Source organism: Liquorilactobacillus mali KCTC 3596 = DSM 20444 (assembly GCF_000260415.1).
Taxonomy (GTDB): domain Bacteria; phylum Bacillota; class Bacilli; order Lactobacillales; family Lactobacillaceae; genus Liquorilactobacillus; species Liquorilactobacillus mali.
Genome location: NZ_BACP01000026.1, coordinates 163,861 through 182,977 on the forward strand (window position 1 = coordinate 163,861; position 19,117 = coordinate 182,977).

General features: G+C 36.6%; 19 protein-coding genes and 1 other annotated feature. Of the genes, 4 read left to right on the forward strand and 15 right to left on the reverse strand.

All coding sequences use genetic code 11. The features are described 5' to 3' along the window. Positions 1 to 36 precede the first annotated feature (36 nt). Entirely contained in the window at positions 37 to 816 is a 780-nt protein-coding gene (locus GSM_RS04490; RefSeq protein WP_003690396.1) for an inositol monophosphatase family protein, read from the reverse strand. Positions 817 to 827: 11 nt separating this feature from the next. Next, positions 828 to 1,121 (reverse strand): UPF0223 family protein, encoded by a 294-nt coding sequence (locus GSM_RS04495; RefSeq protein WP_003690394.1) that lies wholly within the window; start codon positions 1,119 to 1,121, stop codon positions 828 to 830. A 157-nt stretch (positions 1,122 to 1,278) separates the two neighbouring features. Between GSM_RS04495 and def the strand changes: the two genes are divergently transcribed. Further along, positions 1,279 to 1,833, forward strand: coding sequence for a peptide deformylase (gene def / locus GSM_RS04500; RefSeq protein WP_003690392.1), 555 nt, complete (start codon positions 1,279 to 1,281; stop codon positions 1,831 to 1,833). Positions 1,834 to 1,956: 123 nt separating this feature from the next. On the opposite strand, the gene GSM_RS04505 is transcribed toward def, so the two are convergent. Further along, on the reverse strand, positions 1,957 to 2,424 hold the full coding sequence (locus GSM_RS04505; RefSeq protein ID WP_003690390.1) for a hypothetical protein: 468 nt from the start codon (positions 2,422 to 2,424) through the stop codon (positions 1,957 to 1,959). A gap of 241 nt (positions 2,425 to 2,665) precedes the next feature. Here GSM_RS04505 and GSM_RS04510 point away from each other — a divergent pair, with 241 nt between their 5' ends. From GSM_RS04510 to GSM_RS04520, 3 genes are all read left to right on the forward strand, one after another. Then, the gene (locus GSM_RS04510; RefSeq protein ID WP_003690388.1) at positions 2,666 to 2,896 is read left to right on the forward strand and encodes a DNA-directed RNA polymerase subunit epsilon; all 231 of its coding nucleotides are present in this window, start codon (positions 2,666 to 2,668) and stop codon (positions 2,894 to 2,896) included. Then, on the forward strand, positions 2,883 to 4,559 hold the full coding sequence (gene rnjA / locus GSM_RS04515) for a ribonuclease J1 (RefSeq protein ID WP_010077848.1): 1,677 nt from the start codon (positions 2,883 to 2,885) through the stop codon (positions 4,557 to 4,559). The genes GSM_RS04510 and rnjA overlap by 14 nt, the downstream gene beginning before the upstream one ends. Before the next feature lie 204 nt (positions 4,560 to 4,763). After that, entirely contained in the window at positions 4,764 to 5,729 is a 966-nt protein-coding gene (locus GSM_RS04520) for a hypothetical protein (protein WP_003690376.1), read from the forward strand. A 68-nt stretch (positions 5,730 to 5,797) separates the two neighbouring features. Here GSM_RS04520 and recD2 read toward each other — a convergent pair whose 3' ends face one another. The 12 genes from recD2 to GSM_RS04580 form a co-directional block, all read right to left on the reverse strand. Further along, complete coding sequence (gene recD2 / locus GSM_RS04525) at positions 5,798 to 8,215, reverse strand: SF1B family DNA helicase RecD2 (RefSeq protein WP_003690374.1); 2,418 nt, start codon at positions 8,213 to 8,215, stop codon at positions 5,798 to 5,800. Positions 8,216 to 8,233: 18 nt separating this feature from the next. Beyond that, positions 8,234 to 8,899, reverse strand: coding sequence for a tetratricopeptide repeat protein (locus GSM_RS04530; protein WP_003690372.1), 666 nt, complete (start codon positions 8,897 to 8,899; stop codon positions 8,234 to 8,236). Between the two features lie 17 nt (positions 8,900 to 8,916). Further along, the gene (locus tag GSM_RS04535; protein ID WP_003690370.1) at positions 8,917 to 9,570 is read right to left on the reverse strand and encodes a histidine phosphatase family protein; all 654 of its coding nucleotides are present in this window, start codon (positions 9,568 to 9,570) and stop codon (positions 8,917 to 8,919) included. Positions 9,571 to 9,793: 223 nt separating this feature from the next. Further along, entirely contained in the window at positions 9,794 to 10,921 is a 1,128-nt protein-coding gene (gene mnmA, locus GSM_RS04540) for a tRNA 2-thiouridine(34) synthase MnmA (protein WP_003690368.1), read from the reverse strand. A gap of 104 nt (positions 10,922 to 11,025) precedes the next feature. Beyond that, positions 11,026 to 11,376, reverse strand: coding sequence for a DUF1831 domain-containing protein (locus tag GSM_RS04545; RefSeq protein WP_003690366.1), 351 nt, complete (start codon positions 11,374 to 11,376; stop codon positions 11,026 to 11,028). After that, a complete protein-coding gene (locus GSM_RS04550; RefSeq protein ID WP_003690364.1) occupies positions 11,376 to 12,533 on the reverse strand; it encodes a cysteine desulfurase family protein in 1,158 nt (385 codons plus the stop codon). The genes GSM_RS04545 and GSM_RS04550 overlap by 1 nt, the downstream gene beginning before the upstream one ends. An 11-nt stretch (positions 12,534 to 12,544) precedes the next feature. Continuing rightward, on the reverse strand, positions 12,545 to 13,231 hold the full coding sequence (locus tag GSM_RS04555) for a 5'-methylthioadenosine/adenosylhomocysteine nucleosidase (RefSeq protein WP_003690362.1): 687 nt from the start codon (positions 13,229 to 13,231) through the stop codon (positions 12,545 to 12,547). A 22-nt stretch (positions 13,232 to 13,253) separates the two neighbouring features. Continuing rightward, positions 13,254 to 13,523, reverse strand: a complete 270-nt coding sequence (locus GSM_RS04560; RefSeq protein WP_003690360.1) for a hypothetical protein — start codon at positions 13,521 to 13,523, stop codon at positions 13,254 to 13,256. 1 nt (position 13,524) lies between these two features. After that, a complete protein-coding gene (locus tag GSM_RS04565) occupies positions 13,525 to 14,076 on the reverse strand; it encodes an NUDIX hydrolase (RefSeq protein ID WP_003690358.1) in 552 nt (183 codons plus the stop codon). 1 nt (position 14,077) lies between these two features. Beyond that, positions 14,078 to 15,055: a diaminopimelate epimerase gene (dapF, locus tag GSM_RS04570; RefSeq protein ID WP_003690356.1), complete on the reverse strand. Its 978-nt coding sequence runs from the start codon at positions 15,053 to 15,055 to the stop codon at positions 14,078 to 14,080. Between the two features lie 274 nt (positions 15,056 to 15,329). Further along, positions 15,330 to 18,128 carry an isoleucine--tRNA ligase gene (gene ileS / locus GSM_RS04575; protein ID WP_003690354.1) on the reverse strand — a complete coding sequence of 933 codons (2,799 nt, stop codon included), beginning with the start codon at positions 18,126 to 18,128 and terminating at the stop codon, positions 15,330 to 15,332. A 51-nt stretch (positions 18,129 to 18,179) separates the two neighbouring features. Further along, positions 18,180 to 18,406, reverse strand: a binding site (T-box leader). Beyond that, entirely contained in the window at positions 18,397 to 19,110 is a 714-nt protein-coding gene (locus GSM_RS04580; RefSeq protein ID WP_003690353.1) for a DivIVA domain-containing protein, read from the reverse strand. Its footprint overlaps the feature before it by 10 nt. Between the last annotated feature and the right edge of the window lie 7 nt (positions 19,111 to 19,117).

A 19,117-nucleotide genomic window follows, 5' to 3' on the forward strand; every position in this document is an offset into this window, starting at 1 on the left:
AAAAAAACTGTGACCTTAGTCACAGCCCACGACCAGCTAACTTTTTTTAATAAGCTTTGCTATGTCCCTTTGAGCATTCTTTGTAGCTACTAGTACATCACTAGATACTAGCATATTTAAGGGTGCCCCGTCAATCATTTTTACACTTAATCCAAGGACCTCTGCCAAAATCTTACCAGCTGCAAAATCCCACGGTCTTAAATAAGATACGTACCCCACACATTTTCCTTCAATCACGTGAATAATTTGAATTCCAGCGCTCCCATACATCCGTGTTCCGCTGCTTGCTAAAGCAACGACTTGGAGATTGCAAAAGTTATGAATAAGGTATGGTGCTCCTATTCCAATTAGGCCATTCCTTAAAGTGTCGTTACTAGGTTCCTTCATTCTTACATCATTACAAAATACACCAATATCAGGACCACCCCAATATAATTTATCCTCTATGACGTCATAAATGTATCCCCTAATTCCCTTGCCGTTTTCATAAACGGCTATCATACTGGCAAAATGACTGTGTTGTTTGACAAAATTCATTGTTCCATCAATTGGGTCGACAAACCATGTCAGCCCATCCACATTCAAATCAGCTTTCGTAAAAGATTCTTCACCTATAATATTGGCATCAGGGTAAAGCAAACGAATATTTTCAATATAAAATTTCTCAATTTCCTTATCTATATTAGTAACTAAATCATTTCTCCCACTTTTAGTCCACACATCCAAATCTTCATCGAGAGCTGCAAGCATTTTGATCCGAGCATCATGCATCCAGCCCTTAACTGCTATATCCAGATATTCGAGTGATTTCCCCACATTAAAACCTCCTATCTAGCAGTATTATCAAAATGTAAAATTTTTTTATCACTACTTCGCACAAATTTGGCAGCTTTATAAATGCTCATTCCAGTTTCGTCAACAAATTCGCGATCAATTTTTTTCTGATCCATTTTCATAGGAACAGCTTTTTGATACGCATGATATTTTCTTAAAAATTCTTTGCGCTCGATCTTGTCGGTATAGAGCTGTTCAACTGCTTGATAAAAATCAGTCGCTACAATGATCTCATCCGTACTCCACTCAGGTAACAAAGGGTAAGCAAAATTATTTGGTATTTGCATAATAGATATATCCTTCCATAAATTACTTTCTTTCTACATTATACACATACAGCGAACTTAAAAAAATATATACACAACTTTTGGCAAAAAGTATTTCATAATCAGTTTCAAATAAGCTATAATGAAGTTTGATTAGAAAAAAACGGAGGCTTTTATTTTGATAACCATGGAAAATATTATTCGTGATGGTAACCCAACTTTGCGTGCACGTGCAAAAGCTGTTACTTTCCCTATGAGTACAGAAACAAAGGAACTTGCCGGAAAAATGATGGAGTTTCTCGAAAATAGTCAAAATCCGGAAATTGCTGAAAAATACAAGTTACGTGCTGGGGTCGGCTTAGCTGCTCCTCAAGTTGATGTTTCTCTTCGTATGACAGCGGTCCTTGTTCCTGATGAAAATAATGCTCCACTATTCAAGCACATACTAGTTAATCCAACTATTTTGAGCGAGTCAGTAAGAATGGCCGCACTTTCAGAAGGGGAAGGATGCCTCTCAGTCGATCGGGAAATACCTGGATATGTTCCAAGACACGATCGCATCACTTTGCGTTGGTACGATTTAGATGGAAATAAGCATGTTGAAAAATTACGTGATTATGTTGCAATTGTATGCCAACACGAAATTGACCATCTTAATGGGATCCTTTTTTATGATCATATCAATAAGGAAAATCCATTTAAAACAGACCCTTCAACCATCTTAATTGGTTAATTAAGTGATTATACTTTATTTACAATAAATCAGTAAAGCCACCATAATTAAATGCTTCCACTGTTTGTGACAGTGATCATGGCAAAAATATGGTGGCTTTTTATTATTTTTCATAGTTATTTTTTAGTCTACTCTATGAATATCACGCAAATAATTAACTGTTTTTTCATTTACTGCATAAGTAATATCAACCCGTAAAATGTTATCTTCTTGCCATAAATCAGAAACAACAAAAACTGGAAAATCATCATGCCTATTCAGACCGTGCTCTTTTGCGTATTCTTGCATGCGTAACGAAAGCTCTTCTCGAAACTCATCATCAATGATCCTATGATTAACATCAACCTCGTATTCATAGGCCATTACTCCACTGCCCCAGACATCTGAAAGCCTAGAAGTATTAATTTCTAATTTAATTTCATTTTTCTTGAGGCCGAGTTGCTCAAGGCTCTCTGCAAAGGCCTTATCTGTTATATTTTTGTTTGCTTGCTGCAATTTAGCATTCTTATTTTTTTTAATACTTCGAATAATTATCAATACACTAAATAAAACAACAATTCCCACTAGTATCCAGGTTGTTATGTGTAACAATTATTTCACCCCGACTTTCGAAATAATTATAACACGTACATTAAAAATATCATTTAATAGCTTTGTTTTAATTTCAAAAGTTAAAGTCTACTTTATATACTTATAGTCGAGTCTATGCTAAAATAGATACAATTATTGTGTATACAATCCATGTTCGGAATTACAATTAGAGTTATACCCTGTTGTGTCCTGCTAAAGGTAGGAACAACAGAATTTAATATATTTAAGGAGTTACTATTTTATGATTTACAAAGTATTTTACCAACCAACTACAAAGAATAATCCACGTCGTGAAAATACTCGATCACTTTATGTTGAAGCTGCTTCTGAAGTTATTGCTAGAAGTACAGTGGAAGAGCAGACTAACTATAATATCGAATACCTTGAAGAGCTGAGCCCCAAAGCTCTCGAATATGAACAACAGAGTCCCGATTTTAAAATAACGGAGTTTAATAATAATGAAGAAGCCTAATGTCAAAAACAACGAGACTGCAGTCTTTGCTGTTGGTGGTTTAGGGGAAATTGGAAAGAATACTTACGGTGTTCAGTTTCAAGATGAGATTATTGTTGTCGATGCTGGGATAAAGTTCCCAGAGGATGAATTATTGGGTATCGATTATGTTATACCTGATTATCAATATCTTGTTGCCAACCAGCAAAAGATTAAAGCTCTTGTTATTACGCATGGTCATGAAGACCATATCGGCGGTATTCCTTACTTACTAAAACAAATTAATGTACCCATTTATGCTGGTCCTTTAGCACTTGCACTCATCAAAGGAAAACTCGAAGAACATGGATTGTTAAGAACCACCGAGTTGCATGAGATTGATGAAGACACAGTACTGAAGTTCCGCAAAACGAGTGTTTCTTTTTTTAGAACTACTCACTCTATTCCAGACACATTAGGGATAGCCGTTAAGACGCCTAGTGGGACGGTCGTTGTTACTGGTGATTATAAATTCGATTTGACACCTGTAACAAATCAGCCACCTAATTTGCAACGAATGGCAAAACTGGGCAGTGATGGTGTTTTGTGCTTATTATCTGATAGTACAAATGCCGAAATTCCTAACTTTACCAAGTCCGAACGCTGGGTCGGCAAGTCAATTAGACATATTTTTGAAAAGGTCGAGGGTCGTATCATTTTTGCAACTTTTGCCTCTAATATTTCACGTGTCCAACAGGCTGCTGAAGCCGCGGTTGCGAGGGGACGTAAAATTGCTGTTTTTGGAAGAAGTATGGAAGCCGCAATTGTTAATGGTCGAGAGTTGGGCTATCTTGACATTCCTGATGATGCCTTGGTTGATTCACGTGAGATTAATAGTTTACCTGCAAATAAGGTCATGATTCTTTGCACAGGTTCTCAGGGTGAACCGATGGCAGCATTGAGTCGTATTGCCAATGGTACACATAGGCAAGTTGCGATCCAACCAGGAGATACTGTTATTTTTTCAAGTTCGCCCATTCCAGGAAACACATTGAGCGTTAATCATGTCATCAACGAATTAGAAGAAGCAGGAGCTGAAGTTATTCATGGTAAAGTAAATAATATTCATGCTTCTGGACATGGTGGACAAGAGGAACAAAAACTAATGTTGCGGTTAATGAAACCAAAATACTTTGTTCCTGTTCATGGTGAGTATCGGATGTTAAAGATTCATACGGGTCTTGCTGAAAAATGTGATGTCCCACTTGATCATTCTTTCATTATGGAAAATGGTGATGTTTTAGCACTCACGAAAGATTCGGCTCGAATGGCTGGACACTTCAATGCAAGTGATGTCTACGTTGATGGCTCAGGTGTTGGTGATATTGGCAATGTTGTCTTACGTGATCGCAAAGTCCTTTCTGAAGAAGGATTAGTGATTGTTGTTGCAACTATTGACCTTTCAAAGAAAGAAATTCTTGCTGGACCTGATTTGTTATCTCGTGGATTCATATACATGCGTGAATCTGGTGAATTAATAGAGCGAGGTCGAAAGCGTCTCTTCCATGTTATTCGCAAAAATCTTGGTAAACCAAATTTGAATGAATCAATGTTGAAAGACGCAATCATTGAAGACTTAAGAGGTTTCTTGTTTGAACAAACCGAACGCTATCCAATGATTATACCAATGCTTGTATTTGTATAGTTGTTATTTTTGTATCAACTGAGGGCTGTGACAAAACAATTGTTTTGTGGCAGCCTTTTTACTAGTCTTGAATAAACTTCCGGTATTTGCTCAATATCGAACTTTATTATTTTTATAAAAAATGATAAAAACTGAACGGAAGTACCCTTTCAGCAGTTATAATATTTGGGGAAAGTAAAAATAGAAATAGAAAGGAGGATTACTTTGAAGACCTTTTTTTTCTTCATTGACAACCACTTTCTAAAAAGTGATTCCAGCAGTGTTTGGGGCACCTTGGAAAGCGAATTACAAAAACAAGCCGTCAATTATAAAGCTGAACCTATTCATAATGATCGGCAAGTTGAATACATTTTGAAAAAAGAGCTTAATAATGATGCATTAGAACTCAAAAATAATCTCGTTGTAGTTTCAGTGGGAAGTTCAACTTTTTTTCTAGAGGTTCTTACAAAACTACGCAAAATTAGCGCACAGCAAATTCCAATAGCTTTTATCTTGATTAATGAAAAAAATAATTTTGCAAATAAAATTGGAGTTTCATCAAATCCCTTAATTGCTTTAAAACAAATCTTAAATTCTGTTCACTCCATTTCTTATAACCTAGGATCGGTTGAAAACTCACTAAATACTGATGAACAAATTTTCACTGATGAACTCATTGTTGGCTTTAGAGCTTACGTAACTAGTCTTATTAAAAGCTCAAAATTCTACAAACTGCTTTTCAAATATCATTTATCACTTATTGCGGAATTCTGTGCGATGACGGAAGCTTTCATTAATCAAGAGGCTTTTTCTGTCACTACGAGGCTCTCACAAAAGTATAATTTCTTTAAAAATTCTTTTTCGATTTGCATCAAAAATCATCCTTTTTTAGACAACGAAAAAACCAAGGAGGCCAATAATCTTCAGCTTGAAATTATTACCAGCTTGAACCCACTTTCTTACTGGTTTATCCTTCCTGCTAAGAAATTTAATCTTTCTTCAAAGATACCTTTCATTCATACCTTTGAACAAAAACAAATTCACCTAGTAATAAATTCGCTTGAATTTAGTCAGATCGATAGCAGGCAGCTTATTAACAAGTTCTATGATGCTCATCTCAAATCATTTACCTACCCTTTTTGGTTTGATGTTGACAGTGTTTCTCTTTCTGAAAAGAATAATAATTTCTGAATAAGAATAAAAAATAAGAAGACTAACTTGCCAATTTAAGTTAGGTCTTCTTATTTTTGTTATATCTTTTAAAAAGATGACGGTGTAATTTCACCCATTCCAATCATTGGATCAATCTTTCCACTATTTATTAGGTCTGTTGTTAAAATAGTATCAGATTCATAAGTTCCCTTTTTTTCTGAAATATTATCTGCCTTTTCAACGTTGTCAGCCGGTGATGGATTAAAAACGGCCATTAGACGTTGAATCAGCGTCGTTTCCCGATTAACGGCAACCCGATTAACGCTGCTTATATAAGCAGAAGGTTCGCCTAATAAGATTAAAAAGTCTCTTGCCCGTGTAACTGCCGTATACAAAAGATTACGATTAAGCATTCTAGTATACTGCTGAACCATTGGTAGAATAACCATTTTAAACTCACTGCCCTGGGCTTTATGAATTGATATACAATATGCTAACCGAATTTTTATCCAATCTTTGCGCTTAAACTCAACTTCATTATCATCAAAATCAATTATCAAGGACTCTTGATGATCCTTGCTTTCCTTACTAGTAACAATTCCTACAATTTCACCAAGATCGCCGTTAAAGATATTATTTTCAGGTGCATTTACAAGATGTAGAACCTTGTCGCCAATTCTGAAATATTGTTTATTAAACTCAACTTGTTTTTTCCCTGTAATATGTGGATTCAAAATTTCTTGCAGCATTTCATTTAATTTATCAATTCCAGCAGGCCCTCGATACATTGGCGCAAGCACTTGAAAGTCGCGTGTTTTAAAGCCTTTAGCCTTAGCCCTTTCGACAACTTGCCGAACAACATTTTCAATCTGATAAGAATTACATTCAATAAAAGAGCGATCTCTTTTACCTTCCTTTATGTCGGCAGGTAAAGTTCCATCCTTAATTGCATGCGCTAAAGTAATAATTGAAGACTCATTTTCTTGCCGATAGATTGCCTTCAATTCAATCTTGGGTAAATCAGGACTTGCCAACAAATCTGCAAAAACTTGACCAGGCCCAACCGATGGCAGTTGATCTTTATCTCCGACAAGAATAACCTGCATATTCTTGGGTATAGCATCCATTAAAATATCAAATAAACCAGTATCAACCATGGACATTTCATCAACAATCAACAGACTTCCCTCTAATTGATTATGTTCACTGTCATCTTCATCGCCACTACCTAGTCCCAACAATCGATGAATCGTACTGGCAGGTAGACCAGTTGTCTCGTTCATTCTCTTAGATGCCCTGCCCGTTGGTGCAGCCAGTAAAATTGGAAATTGCTCATTTTTGTATTCATTAATGTCTAGTGAAATATCCTTTAACGCGGCGTAAATTGCAACTATCCCGTTGATGATTGTTGTTTTTCCAGTACCTGGACCACCAGTCAGCAAGTAAACTTTAGATTGGAGTGCTTCTTTGATAGCTTCAATCTGATCAACTCCATACTTTATTCCAAGTTGTTCCTCAACTTTTGCTATTAAGTGTTTAAAATCATCATCAAAATTACTGCCAACATTAATTTTTGTTTCCTTAATCTCTTTAATTCGCTCGGCAATTCTCCATTCAGATTCATAGTATTTTCTTAAGTAAATTCTGTTTTCTTCCCCCACTACCACACCATCATTTGCCAATTCCAAAAGCTGATCTGCAAGTAGTTCTGGGGAAAGTTCAACTCTGCGACTATTGCTTAATAAAACCATTGTTTGATTGAGTAACTGCTCGGCGTTTGTATATGTATTACCCTTTTCTTGGCAAATATCATATATTCCTTGAAGAAGCCCTGCCTTAATTCTCTGTGGCGTATCTGCTGCCAAGCCAATTTTTTCTGCAATTTGATCAGCACGTTTAAACCCAATTCCGGGAATTTCTCGTGCCAAACGATATGGATCCTCATGGATGATTTCAACTGTTTTTTCACGATATCGGTTATAGATTGCCGCTGCCATTTGACTTCCAAAGCCAAAACCATTGAGTTCAACAATAATTTGCTGAGTTCCATTATTAGCTCTTAAATTCTCAATTAAAGTTTCTTGCTGCTTTTTGCTGAGACCCAATTTCTTTACCTTTTTTTCATCAGCAATAATCTGTGCAATTGCATCCATCCCTAAGGTCTCAACAATCTTCGTAGCTGTTTTTTCGCCAATTCCAGTAAAAGTATCACTCGACAGATATGCAATTAAGCCCGACTTGCTAGAAGGCATTTCATTTTGATAATTGAAAACTTGAAATTGCTGTCCATATCGCGGATGAGTTACTAATTTACCTACAAAATGATATTCGACTCCCTCATTAATATCGGCAAAACTACCTGTTGCGACAATCTCTTTTTCACTCCAGTTTAAATTAGTTTGCGCAATCTTAACTTGGATTACTTTGTAAAAAGTTTCTGGGCTCTCAAAAAAAATGGCATCCACACTGCCAATGATATACTTTTCAGTCTCATCACTCCTATCTAGTAAATCCAATTGACTCACCTTACCGTTTCTCCTTTTCTATTTCTTTTGTTTTGCAATTATCGTTTTCTGAATATCTATTATCTGCTCTTTCATTTTGTCGAAAGCTTTATGGTCAAGTTTTTGTGCAACTTCAAAGTATCTATCTGCTTCCTTTTTTCCTTCAAGAACAAGTGTAATTATTCCTCTTTGAAAATTCACCTCAAAATTATGTGGCTCCTTTGCTAAAATCAAGTCAAAATATTTCTTTGCATTTTGAAAATCACCTAATGAAAAAAAATCATCAGCAATTAGTTTTTTGGCACCAATATCCTTGATCTTACCATCTTCATTTACCGTAAGAGCATACGCTAGCGATTTTTTATAACTACCCAAAGCATATTCACATTGTGCAATCATCAGGATTGCTTCATCCTTAAGTTCCTGTCCATTGACCTCATTAAAATAATTAATTGCTTTCTGGAAATAGTTTGTACTATATAGAACATTCCCCAAACCATAATTCAACAAGTCTAGGTCACCTTTATCCTTAAATAGACCTAGCGCCCTTGATAATAATTGTTCTGCTTGTTCATAATCCTTAAACTCTGTTAGTAATACGCCTAACTCATAATAAGCTCTAGCATCATTCGGATGCTCGTCAATTTTCTGAATTGCCTTTTGAACTAATTTTTCTGCCCTAGCATTCATCTGCTCTCTATTCATAAATTCACTCCCTTAGACTACACTGTATCACTTTGATCAAGCTTTTTATTCAAATAATCTGTTCTATTCCACTCTATACAGCTAAAATTCATCGCATCGCTTGTTTCCAGTACTGTTGTACTTGTATTGGATAAACCTCCTGCTTTTCGCAGATCTTTAAGAGAATAACCTAACAAATGCCTTATCTCTGCACACAACGCCGCACCATGACTAACAACAATTACATTGCCATTTGGATATTTTTTGCAGATTTTCTTGATAATTGGCGTCATTCTTGCAAATAATTCTGGAAAACTTTCACCTGCGACATTTTTGGCGTTGTACAAATCTGGATGATTTCGAAAAGCATCTAATTCCTTAGGAAACTTTTTGGCAACATCTGTGAACAACATTCCTTCCATTTCGCCAAGATTAAATTCACTTAACGCAGCATCCTTTTGCACCATTAATTTTTGTGGTAAAGCTGCTGCCAATTCGGAGGCTGTTACAAACGCTCGTTTGATCGGACTACAATATATTTTTTCAAATTGCTCATTTTTGAGGTACTCTGCCAACATCTTTATTTCTGTATAACTTTCTGGTAATAGCTCCGAGTCACCTTTTGCACCCTGATATCTACCTTCTAGATTCCAAATAGTTTTCCCATGCCTAATAAAAAATAATTTGGTCATGTTCAACCTCCTTTTGTGTCACATTTAATTATGCCATTCTTTTGCATTATTATCATTATTTTTTCAATACTTTGTTTCAATTAACTACGAAAAAAAAGACTAATGCAAAATAGCTACTTCACATTAGTCTTTACAAATGGAATTTAAAAGTCATTACCCTCATCTAACACAGGTTTCTTAACTCTTATCACATTCAAAACTCATCATGTTTCCATACTCAAATTTATACATACTGCAATACTTTTTCCTTTTGATATGCACGATCAATTGTTGCACTGCCAAGACACTCATCACCATCATAAAATACAACTTCTTGGCCGGGTGTGATTGCACGAACAGGTTCATCGAATTCAACTCGTACTTTTGAATAATCTTCATTCAGAAAAACTGTTACACCAGTATCTTTTTGTCGATATCTAAACTTAGCAGTACAGTGAAATTCTAATCCGCGATCCTCAATGGGAGCTATAAAGCTAATCTTGCTGCCATCAAGACTATCAGCGTAAAGATGCTCATTATGATAACCTTGGCCGACATACAGCGTGTTGGTAGATAAATCCTTCCCTACGACAAACCATGGTTCGTTGCTCTGACCATCGCCACCGATTCCTAAACCTTTTCGCTGACCAATCGTATAGTTCATCAAGCCATAATGGTCTCCTTTTATCTCACCATCAAACGTCTTCATTTTTCCTGATTTCGCAGGTAAAAATTCATTTAAAAACTTGCTAAAATTTCGTTCTCCAATAAAACATACGCCAGTTGAATCTTTTTTCTTAGCAGTAGCGAGTCCAGCTTCTTCAGCAATTCTTCTAACTTCAGGTTTTTCGAGATTACCGATGGGAAACATTGCCTTGTCTAATTGTTCTTGTGAAAGCTGGCTCAAAAAGTATGTTTGGTCTTTATTAGAATCTGTCCCACGCAACAAATGAACGTATCCATCTGCATCACGTCTAATTTGAGCATAATGACCCATCGCAATATAATCAGCATCAAGTTTCATCGCATAATCCAAAAATGCCTTGAACTTAACTTCCTTGTTACACATCACATCTGGATTAGGTGTCCTGCCATTCTTATATTCATCCAAGAAATATTTGAACACACCATCCCAATATTCTTTTTCAAAGTTCACAGAATAATACGGAATACCAATCTTATTTGCAACTTTTGCAACATCTTCGTAATCCTCTGTTGCAGTACAAACTCCACTGTCATTCGTATCATCCCAGTTTTTCATGAAGACACCAACCACATCATATCCTTGTTGTTTTAATAAATAAGCAACAACTGACGAGTCGACTCCACCACTCATGCCCACAACGACACGAGTCTGGCTGTTATCCTTCATAATATTCTCACCATCATTTCAATATAGATTCTGAATCTCTACGAGTTGAAGGTCGTATTATTTCAGTAAATCTCATTATATCTAGTTCACTAACCTTTGACAAGTCAATCTAATTTTTTTTCGATTAATATATCTCGTTCTTTTAGGTTGTCAATTATAAAGTTTAGTTGTTCTACATGCTTTTCAACATCTGATCCTTTAAAAATATTAATTTCTTTCAGACCATTTGCACTAGTTACACCTATTTTGAATGTTTTTAAATCACTACTAATTGTGACCTTTAACTTTATACTTGCGTTATATGGTGATGTTGGATCCAATGGCCTCTCAAGTACAAATTTACCACCTTTACTCTCTGTAAAACCCACATCACGCAATGTATACTTCTTGATCTCTGTACTTAGCGCAAATATTCGATTATCACCTAAAATTTTAGCTTCCTTAGTATATGCCATTAATTCTTCCTCCTACCCTTTTTAATAATTTTGGTTAATTGTGTAATCAAATAATCGATATCCTCAGATGTATTTTCAACCCCAAAACTAAATCTCAAGGATTCTTCGATTCGTGGACTATCTGCACCATACATCGCGGTTAAGACATGTGATGGTTCGACACTACCTGCAGTACAAGCTGATCCAGCAGAAGCCGATATGCCATTTAAATCTAAATTGGTTAATAGTGCATCCCTTTTGCATCCTTTGAACCATATATTGATTACATGCTGCAAATTATCTTCTGTAATCTCGCCATTTACCTCAAATTCAATTCCTGCTGCCTGTAATCCCTTGACTATTTGCAACTTAAATTCATGATATTTCTTTTGTCGTAATTTTTTTTCGTCCGAGTCGGCCAGTTCAACTGCTTTGGCAAAACCTGCAATTGCAGGAATATTTTCAGTCCCTGCACGCCTTTTTAATTCTTGATCGCCACCCTTCAACAACGAAGGAATTTTGACTTTTTCGGAACGATAGAGAAAGCCTAAGAACTTTGGCCCATTAAGCTTGTGTGCCGAAGTTGACAGCAAATCGATCTTATCAGCTTGAACATCGATGTCTATTAGCCCATACGCTTGAACTGCATCCGTATGAAACCATGCATTTGTCTGTTCTACTACTTCTCCAATTTCATGAATTGGCATACGACTACCAACTTCATTATTCCCAGTCATAATGGATACTAAAATCGTGTCAGGTCTGATTGCGTCCTTTAAATCAGCCATACTTATCAGTCCTTGTTGGTCAACTGGTAAATATGAAACTTCGAACCCAATTGATTCAAGATACGCCATTGATTTTAAAACAGCTTCATGTTCGATCGCAGTCGTAACCAGATGTTTACCTTCAGATTGCCTAGCCAGAGCCGTCTCAATAATCGCAGTATTATCGCTTTCAGTACCACCACTTGTAAAAACAATCTCATCATCTTTTTTTGCGTTGATCGACTGAGCAATCAGGTGCCTGCTATCATCTAAAATGGCTCTTGCTTGTCTTCCATAAAAATGCGTACTTGAAGCATTTCCAAAGACATTAGTCATGGTCTCAGTCATTGTCTTGATAACCGGTGCAGCCATCGGTGTCGTAGCCGCGTTATCCAAATAAATATGTTTCACTTTTATCGCTCCTATTTTGCTAAAACATTAAGAATCATTTGTGCAGACTTCTTACCAGCCTCGATAATAAATTCGTCAAATGAAATTCCTGCTTCTTCATCACCCGTATCTGACATTGCACGAACAATTGCGAAAGGCACTTTAAACTGATAAGCTGCTTGTGCAATTGCCGCACCTTCCATTTCGCAGCATAAAACATCAGGATAAATGTCTTTGATTGCCTTTATTTTATCAGAAGAAGCAACAAATTGATCTCCTGTTACAATCAGTCCGGTTTCAACATGCTGTTGATTTTGTTCAGCTGCTTTTTTCAACACTTCAATAAGCTGTGAGTCAGCTGCAAATTTCTGTGGTTGCTGCGGCAATTGGCCTGGTAAATAACCAAATGCGGTAGCATCAACATCATGATATGCAGCGGCTGTAGACAAAACAACGTCACCAACATGTAACCCCTGCCCGATTCCACCTGCCGAACCTGAATTTATAACAGCCTCTACTTCAAATTGTGCAATCAACAAACCCGTTGTCATTCCAGCTTGAACCTTACCAATTCCGGACTGAACAAGTACAACTTCACTATCATTAATTTTTCCTTCAAAAAAAGTAATTCCAGCTATATCAGTTTGTTTTGCTTCTTTTAGTTCTGCTTTCAGTGCTTTTATTTCCTCATCCATTGCACATATAATTCCGTATTTCATCTTAAGTTACCATTCCTCTTATCTAAAAGTTTACAAACACCATAAAACAATACACACAAATAATTGCCACAACTAATCCCGCAATTATCCAGTTTAATCTTCTAGTTAATTTTCTTTTTTTCTCCTCAGCAACTTCATTTTTCATATTTTGCCTTTGCTGAGCACGACTTGGAATTTCTTCTTGTGTTTCTTCGTCATTTTGAAAAACTCTCTTCTCACTTGCTGTTTCTTGTACATCAGGATGTTGTGAATGACGTCCAACTTTACCGAAAATTTTATCTTTTAATCCCAAATTAACTTCTCCTTAATTCAAGCAGCTCCCATTTCCAGACAGCCATAATTGTTTTGCTATCACAGATTAGTCCAGACTTAATCTTCTCTTTTGCTTCTTCAAGTGTCAATTCTACAGTATTTAGAAATTCATCTGCATCTTGCGGTAACTCTTCAGAAACTGGTTGCAAATTATGAGCAAAATACATCAGCATTCTTTCATCTGCAAAACCTGGTGATGTATAGAAATCCGCAATCAATTCCAAACTTTCAGGGTGCAGTCTAACCTCTTCATTGAGTTCCCGAATAGCGGTTCTTTTAGGATCTGTTTCATTTACTTCAATTTTACCTGCAGGAATCTCCAAAGTAACACGCTGCATCGGTTCACGCCACTGCTTAACAAATATCATCTTATTTTCTGCTGTTACACAAATAATAGCAACAGCCCCATGATGACGTACAATTTCTCTTTTAGCCTTTTCACCATTTGGTAGCTTAACCTGTTCTTCTTCGACCCTAATGATTTTACCTCGGTACACCTCTTTGGAACTAATTACTTCTTCTTCGTATTTCATATTATAAGCTCCCTACAAAATTCTCATATGCAGCTTGTTCAGTTGTAGCAACCCACTTAGCATCCGTAAAATCACCTATTAATGCCCGTTCTTGTGATAATTCAACCTTTGCAACAAATGTTGCATTGCCAATTAGGGACATCCAGTATGACCCATCTTCTCTTTGATGAACCTTTGTATTGACCATTCCTCCCGGATTGCGCACCGTTATTAAATCTTCTAAATCTGTGTGTGATGCATAAAGCAACGAATATATCAATGAAGAAGCCGACATTGCAGTTCCACAAGCATTTGTGAAGCCGACACCTCTTTCAAAAGTTCTAACAAAAATATTGTTATCTGCAAGGATTTCAACAAAACTGACATTAACACCGTCAGGAAAAATTGGATTCTTACCATTATTCAAATAAGTTGCAATTCTCCCTAATTCAGGTCCCATTAATTCGTCATGATTGACAAAAGTGATCAGATGAGGATTAGGCACTGCTACAGCCGAGAATTTCAAAGTTTTAGACAGTTCTGGCACTACCTCATTAAATAACTTTTCTTTACCGCCAATATGCATTTTCAAATCACTGGCAGCAAAACTGACTGGTGATATTTCTGCATCAAATGCTGTAACTTTTGGAGCAAAGTCTTTTGCTTTTTTTACTTCAAGATCTGCGTACATTGTCTCAATCTTAAAATCCGTCAAATTATTTTGTTCACTTAAATACCTTGCAACTGTACGAATACCATTACCACACATACTTGCCTCACTACCATCAGCATTAATAACTCTCATCTTACCAACCACAGAATCATCATGCCCGCTCGTGACGTAAAGTATTCCATCAGAACCACCGTGTAACCCAGTCTTGCGATCACATACGCGTCTAGCCAATTCCTTGAGCTCTTCTTCAGATAAATTCTTATCTACCTGTTTTTCATCTAAAATAAAAAAATCATTTCCCGAACCGTGAACTTTAATCATCTTCATCAGAATGACCTCCTACTGGTTTAACAATATCTTACAACTATCATAGCAGAATTTATTCAATTTAGTCTTCTATCCTGCAATTATTCAAACTTTATTTATTTTTTATAACTCACTCTTTTACGATTAAGCTGTACCTAAAAAAACTGAGTCAAAAATTTTAATTTTGCCCCAGTTTCTTTCATCAATTATTATAACTCGTTTCATAAGTCAAGATTTTACCGACTTAATATTAATAACTTCTCACATAGTTCCGCATAGTAACGATAAAACTACTTTACTCCTCTAATCCAGTAGTCACTGCTTCTGGAAAATCTGCTTTGACAATTGCTGCACAGCTTGCACAAAGTGTTGGGAAGTCGTTATCAGATCCAACATCTTCCTTAATCATGCGACAGCGTGGGCAAACCTCTCCTTTAGCATGTCTAACAACAATTGATAATTCATCGGTATATCTTTCTGCCTCTGCGGGTGCATCGTTTAAGGATTTAACCTCTAATGCAGAAACAATCAAAGCTTGACGAACATCGGTGTGAAGCTTCTCTAACAATTGAATAACATTGTCTGATGCATACAATACAACCTGTGCTTCAAAAGACTTACCTATTAATTTCTCATTGCGTGCTTTCTCCAACGCTTTGAATACTTCTGAACGAATATCCAGAAAGTCTGCAAAGTTTTTGCTTGTTTCAAGTTCATTGTTGTAATGATTTACTGCAGGCATCTCAGCCAACTGTGCAAAATCTTCAGGCTCCTTCAAGTATCCCCATATTTCCTCTGTTGTATGTGGCAAAACTGGTGTTAAAAGCTTTGTCAAACGAACGGCAACATCATATAAAACAGTTTGCATTGAACGTCGTTTACGGCTATCTTCGCTTTCGATGTAGACAACGTCCTTTGCAACATCCAAGTAAAATGCAGAAAGATCAACAGTAACAAAGTTAATCAGTTTTTTGTAGATGTCCATAAAACTATATGTTGCATAAGCATCCAGAACTTCTTTGGTAAACTTATTAATCCTGATTTCCATATATTGATCAAGTGCTTCCATATCGTCGAATGCAACCGTATTTTTAGCTGGATCAAAGTCAGTTGTATTGGCTAGCAGGAAACGAACTGTATTTCTAATTTTACGATAAGACTCAGAAATCTGTTTAAAACTATCCATCGAAACACGAACATCGGCAGATGTATCAACACTTAGAACCCATAGACGAATAATTTCGGCGCCCATTTGTTTGATTACCTTTTCAGGAACAATTGTATTACCAAGGGACTTACTCATCTTGCGACCTTCACCATCGAGTGTAAAGCCTTGTGAAAGAACTTGTTTATACGGTGCCTTGCCGGAGACAGCCACACTCGTAATCAAACTAGAATTAAACCAGCCACGATACTGATCGGATCCCTCTAGGTACATATCACTTGGGTATTTCAAGTTTTCACGTGCTGCGAGGACACCTTGATGCGAGGAACCTGAATCAAACCAAACATCCATAATATCTGTTTCCTTAGTAAATGTGCCATTTGGTGAATGTTCGCTTGTAAATCCTTCAGGTAATAATTCTTTTGCTTCCTTCTGGAACCAGATATTTGATCCATTCTTTTCAAATAAATCAGCAACATGTTCAACTGTTTCCTTAGTGATGATTGCTTCACCATCTTCACCGTAGAAGATTGGAAGTGGAACACCCCACACACGCTGTCTTGAAATTACCCAATCTCCACGATCACGAATCATGTTATAAAGACGTTTTTGTCCCCAATCTGGGAAGAACTGCACGTCATCAATTGCATCAAGAATTTCAGAACGAATCTTATCAACTGATGCAAACCACTGTGGCGTGGCTCTAAAGATAATTGGCTTCTTCGTACGCCAATCAAACGGATAGCTATGTTCAAGTGGCATATATTTGAGAAGAAGACCAGCAGCTTTTAACTTGTCTAATGAAATTTGATTTGCATCTTCATAAAAGACACCCTCAAAATCTTTGCCAGCTTCTGCTGTTAAGTAGCCTTTATCATCAACCGGAACAAAAATATCAAGGTTATATTGCATTCCGACATTAAAGTCATCTTCACCAAACCCAGGAGCAGTATGAACAAGTCCGGTACCTGAATCCAATGTTACGAAATCACCAATCATCGTAACTAACTTGCGCTCTGGATTAAAAGGATGCTCAGTCAATACATATTCCAACTCTGAACCCTTAACAGTCTTCAATGTTTCAAACTTTTCCCATCCAAAACGTTCTGCATTAACTTCAACAAGATCTGTAGCAATTACAAATTTACGCTCGTCACCGGCTGGCTGCACAACAGAATAATCAAAATCCTTATCAACAGTAATACCTTCAGAACCAGGGATTGTCCAAGGAGTTGTCGTCCATACAACCATGTATGTGTCATTATCTAGGACACCTTTACCATCAACGACATGTTCTCCATAAAAAGCTGATGGAGATGTTACATCATGATATTCAACTTCAGCTTCAGCCAAAGCAGATTCTGATGACCATGACCAGAATACAGGTTTCTTGCCTTTATAAATCAAACCGCGCTCCGCCATTTTACCAAAGACACGAACTTCTTGTGCCTCAAAAGTTGGATCAAGTGTTACATAAGGATTATCCCATTCACCAGCAACACCCAGACGTTTGAAATCTTTACGCTGTTTGTCCACCTGTTTGAGTGCATATTTCCGACATTCTTCACGGAACTCAGCAACAGACATTGACTTACGATCAACCCCAGCCTTTTTCAACTGTTGCTCAATTGGAAGTCCGTGAGTATCCCAACCAGGAACATAAGGAGATCTGAATCCCATCATTGATTTAGAACGAACAATGAAGTCTTTTGAAATTTTATTCATTGCATGACCCATATGAATATTTCCGTTTGCATATGGAGGACCATCATGTAATACAAAAGTCGGTTTTCCCTCATTTAACTTTTGCCTTTTTTCATAAACCTTATTTTCTTCCCACACATTTTGTCGTTCAAGTTCCCGCACAGGCAAGTTGCCTCGCATTGGAAACTTGGTTTTGCCTAGATTCAATGTTTCTTTAATTCTCATTGATATCTCTCCTTATCAAATTATTATTTTAAACAAAAAAAAGACCTCATCCCAAGGGACGAAAATCTTTCGCGGTACCACCCAATTTAGAAAAATACAGACGTATTTTTCTCTCTTAAACAGCTAATTAACGATTGCCAACCGGATAAACTTACTATAAAATTCAGTCTACCAGTAAAAAGATGATAAACATCGAAGAAATGAACGTCAAACTTTCACCATACATTGACTCGCTATCTCAGGAACTTCGCTATTCGTATTCTTTTTATCACTTAATATCTTCAGAAGATGACTTCTCATCAAAATGCTGTCCTTCATCATCCTCTGGGAAAATGACTACAGCCTTTTTCTCATTCGCTTCATCAGCTGCAGCTTCATCTTCAACACCAATATTTGAAAATGATTGTACTTCTTTAGCAGCAGCTTTGTCAAGTTCAGAATCTCTTCTAATTGCCTCTTGAATTTCTTCATAACTGCTTGTATCGCCTTGACGCAAAATCTCATCCCACTCGCTGCCCTTAACGACCTCAAGCTGAGACTCCATCATAACTTGCAACTTCTGTCTGAAAATCCGTGCTTGTTTTTTCAAATCATCAGTCTCAAATATTAATCTTTTTGCCTTTTGAGATGCATCTTCGACAATCTTTCTTGCCTTTTCATTTGCTTCATCCACAATATCCTTAGACTGTTTTTGTGCCTCATGATTAATAATTTCCGCTTCGCGTTGAGAATTTGCCTTGACTTTATCAGCTGCCTCTTGTGCAACAATAATTGACTGATTAAGAGAATCTTTTAAATCATTAAAATATTTCAACTTTTCTTCATTTTGTTTCAAACCATCAGTTAATCGTTCATTTTCCTTGATGTTCAGCTCATAGTCTTTAATAATTTGATCCAAAAAATCATTTACTTCATCTTGATCGTAACCACGCAACTTAACACGAAACTCTTTGTTATGAATATCTAGTGGGGTCAAAGTCATATCCCCA

Bases quoted from the DNA above. Each gene is read 5' to 3' on its own strand.
- GSM_RS04495 (WP_003690394.1), bottom strand. From the start codon at position 1,121: ATGCAAATACCAAATAATTTTGCTTACCCTTTGTTACCTGAGTGGAGT.
- GSM_RS04510 (WP_003690388.1), top strand. From the start codon at position 2,666: ATGATTTACAAAGTATTTTACCAACCAACTACAAAGAATAATCCACGT.
- rnjA (WP_010077848.1), top strand. From the start codon at position 2,883: ATGAAGAAGCCTAATGTCAAAAACAACGAGACTGCAGTCTTTGCTGTT.
- GSM_RS04530 (WP_003690372.1), bottom strand. From the start codon at position 8,899: ATGAATAGAGAGCAGATGAATGCTAGGGCAGAAAAATTAGTTCAAAAG.
- GSM_RS04535 (WP_003690370.1), bottom strand. From the start codon at position 9,570: ATGACCAAATTATTTTTTATTAGGCATGGGAAAACTATTTGGAATCTA.
- mnmA (WP_003690368.1), bottom strand. From the start codon at position 10,921: ATGAAGGATAACAGCCAGACTCGTGTCGTTGTGGGCATGAGTGGTGGA.
- GSM_RS04545 (WP_003690366.1), bottom strand. From the start codon at position 11,376: ATGGCATATACTAAGGAAGCTAAAATTTTAGGTGATAATCGAATATTT.
- GSM_RS04555 (WP_003690362.1), bottom strand. From the start codon at position 13,231: ATGAAATACGGAATTATATGTGCAATGGATGAGGAAATAAAAGCACTG.
- GSM_RS04565 (WP_003690358.1), bottom strand. From the start codon at position 14,076: ATGAAATACGAAGAAGAAGTAATTAGTTCCAAAGAGGTGTACCGAGGT.
- dapF (WP_003690356.1), bottom strand. From the start codon at position 15,055: ATGAAGATGATTAAAGTTCACGGTTCGGGAAATGATTTTTTTATTTTA.
- ileS (WP_003690354.1), bottom strand. From the start codon at position 18,128: ATGAGAATTAAAGAAACATTGAATCTAGGCAAAACCAAGTTTCCAATG.
- GSM_RS04580 (WP_003690353.1), bottom strand. From the start codon at position 19,110: ATGACTTTGACCCCACTAGATATTCATAACAAAGAGTTTCGTGTTAAG.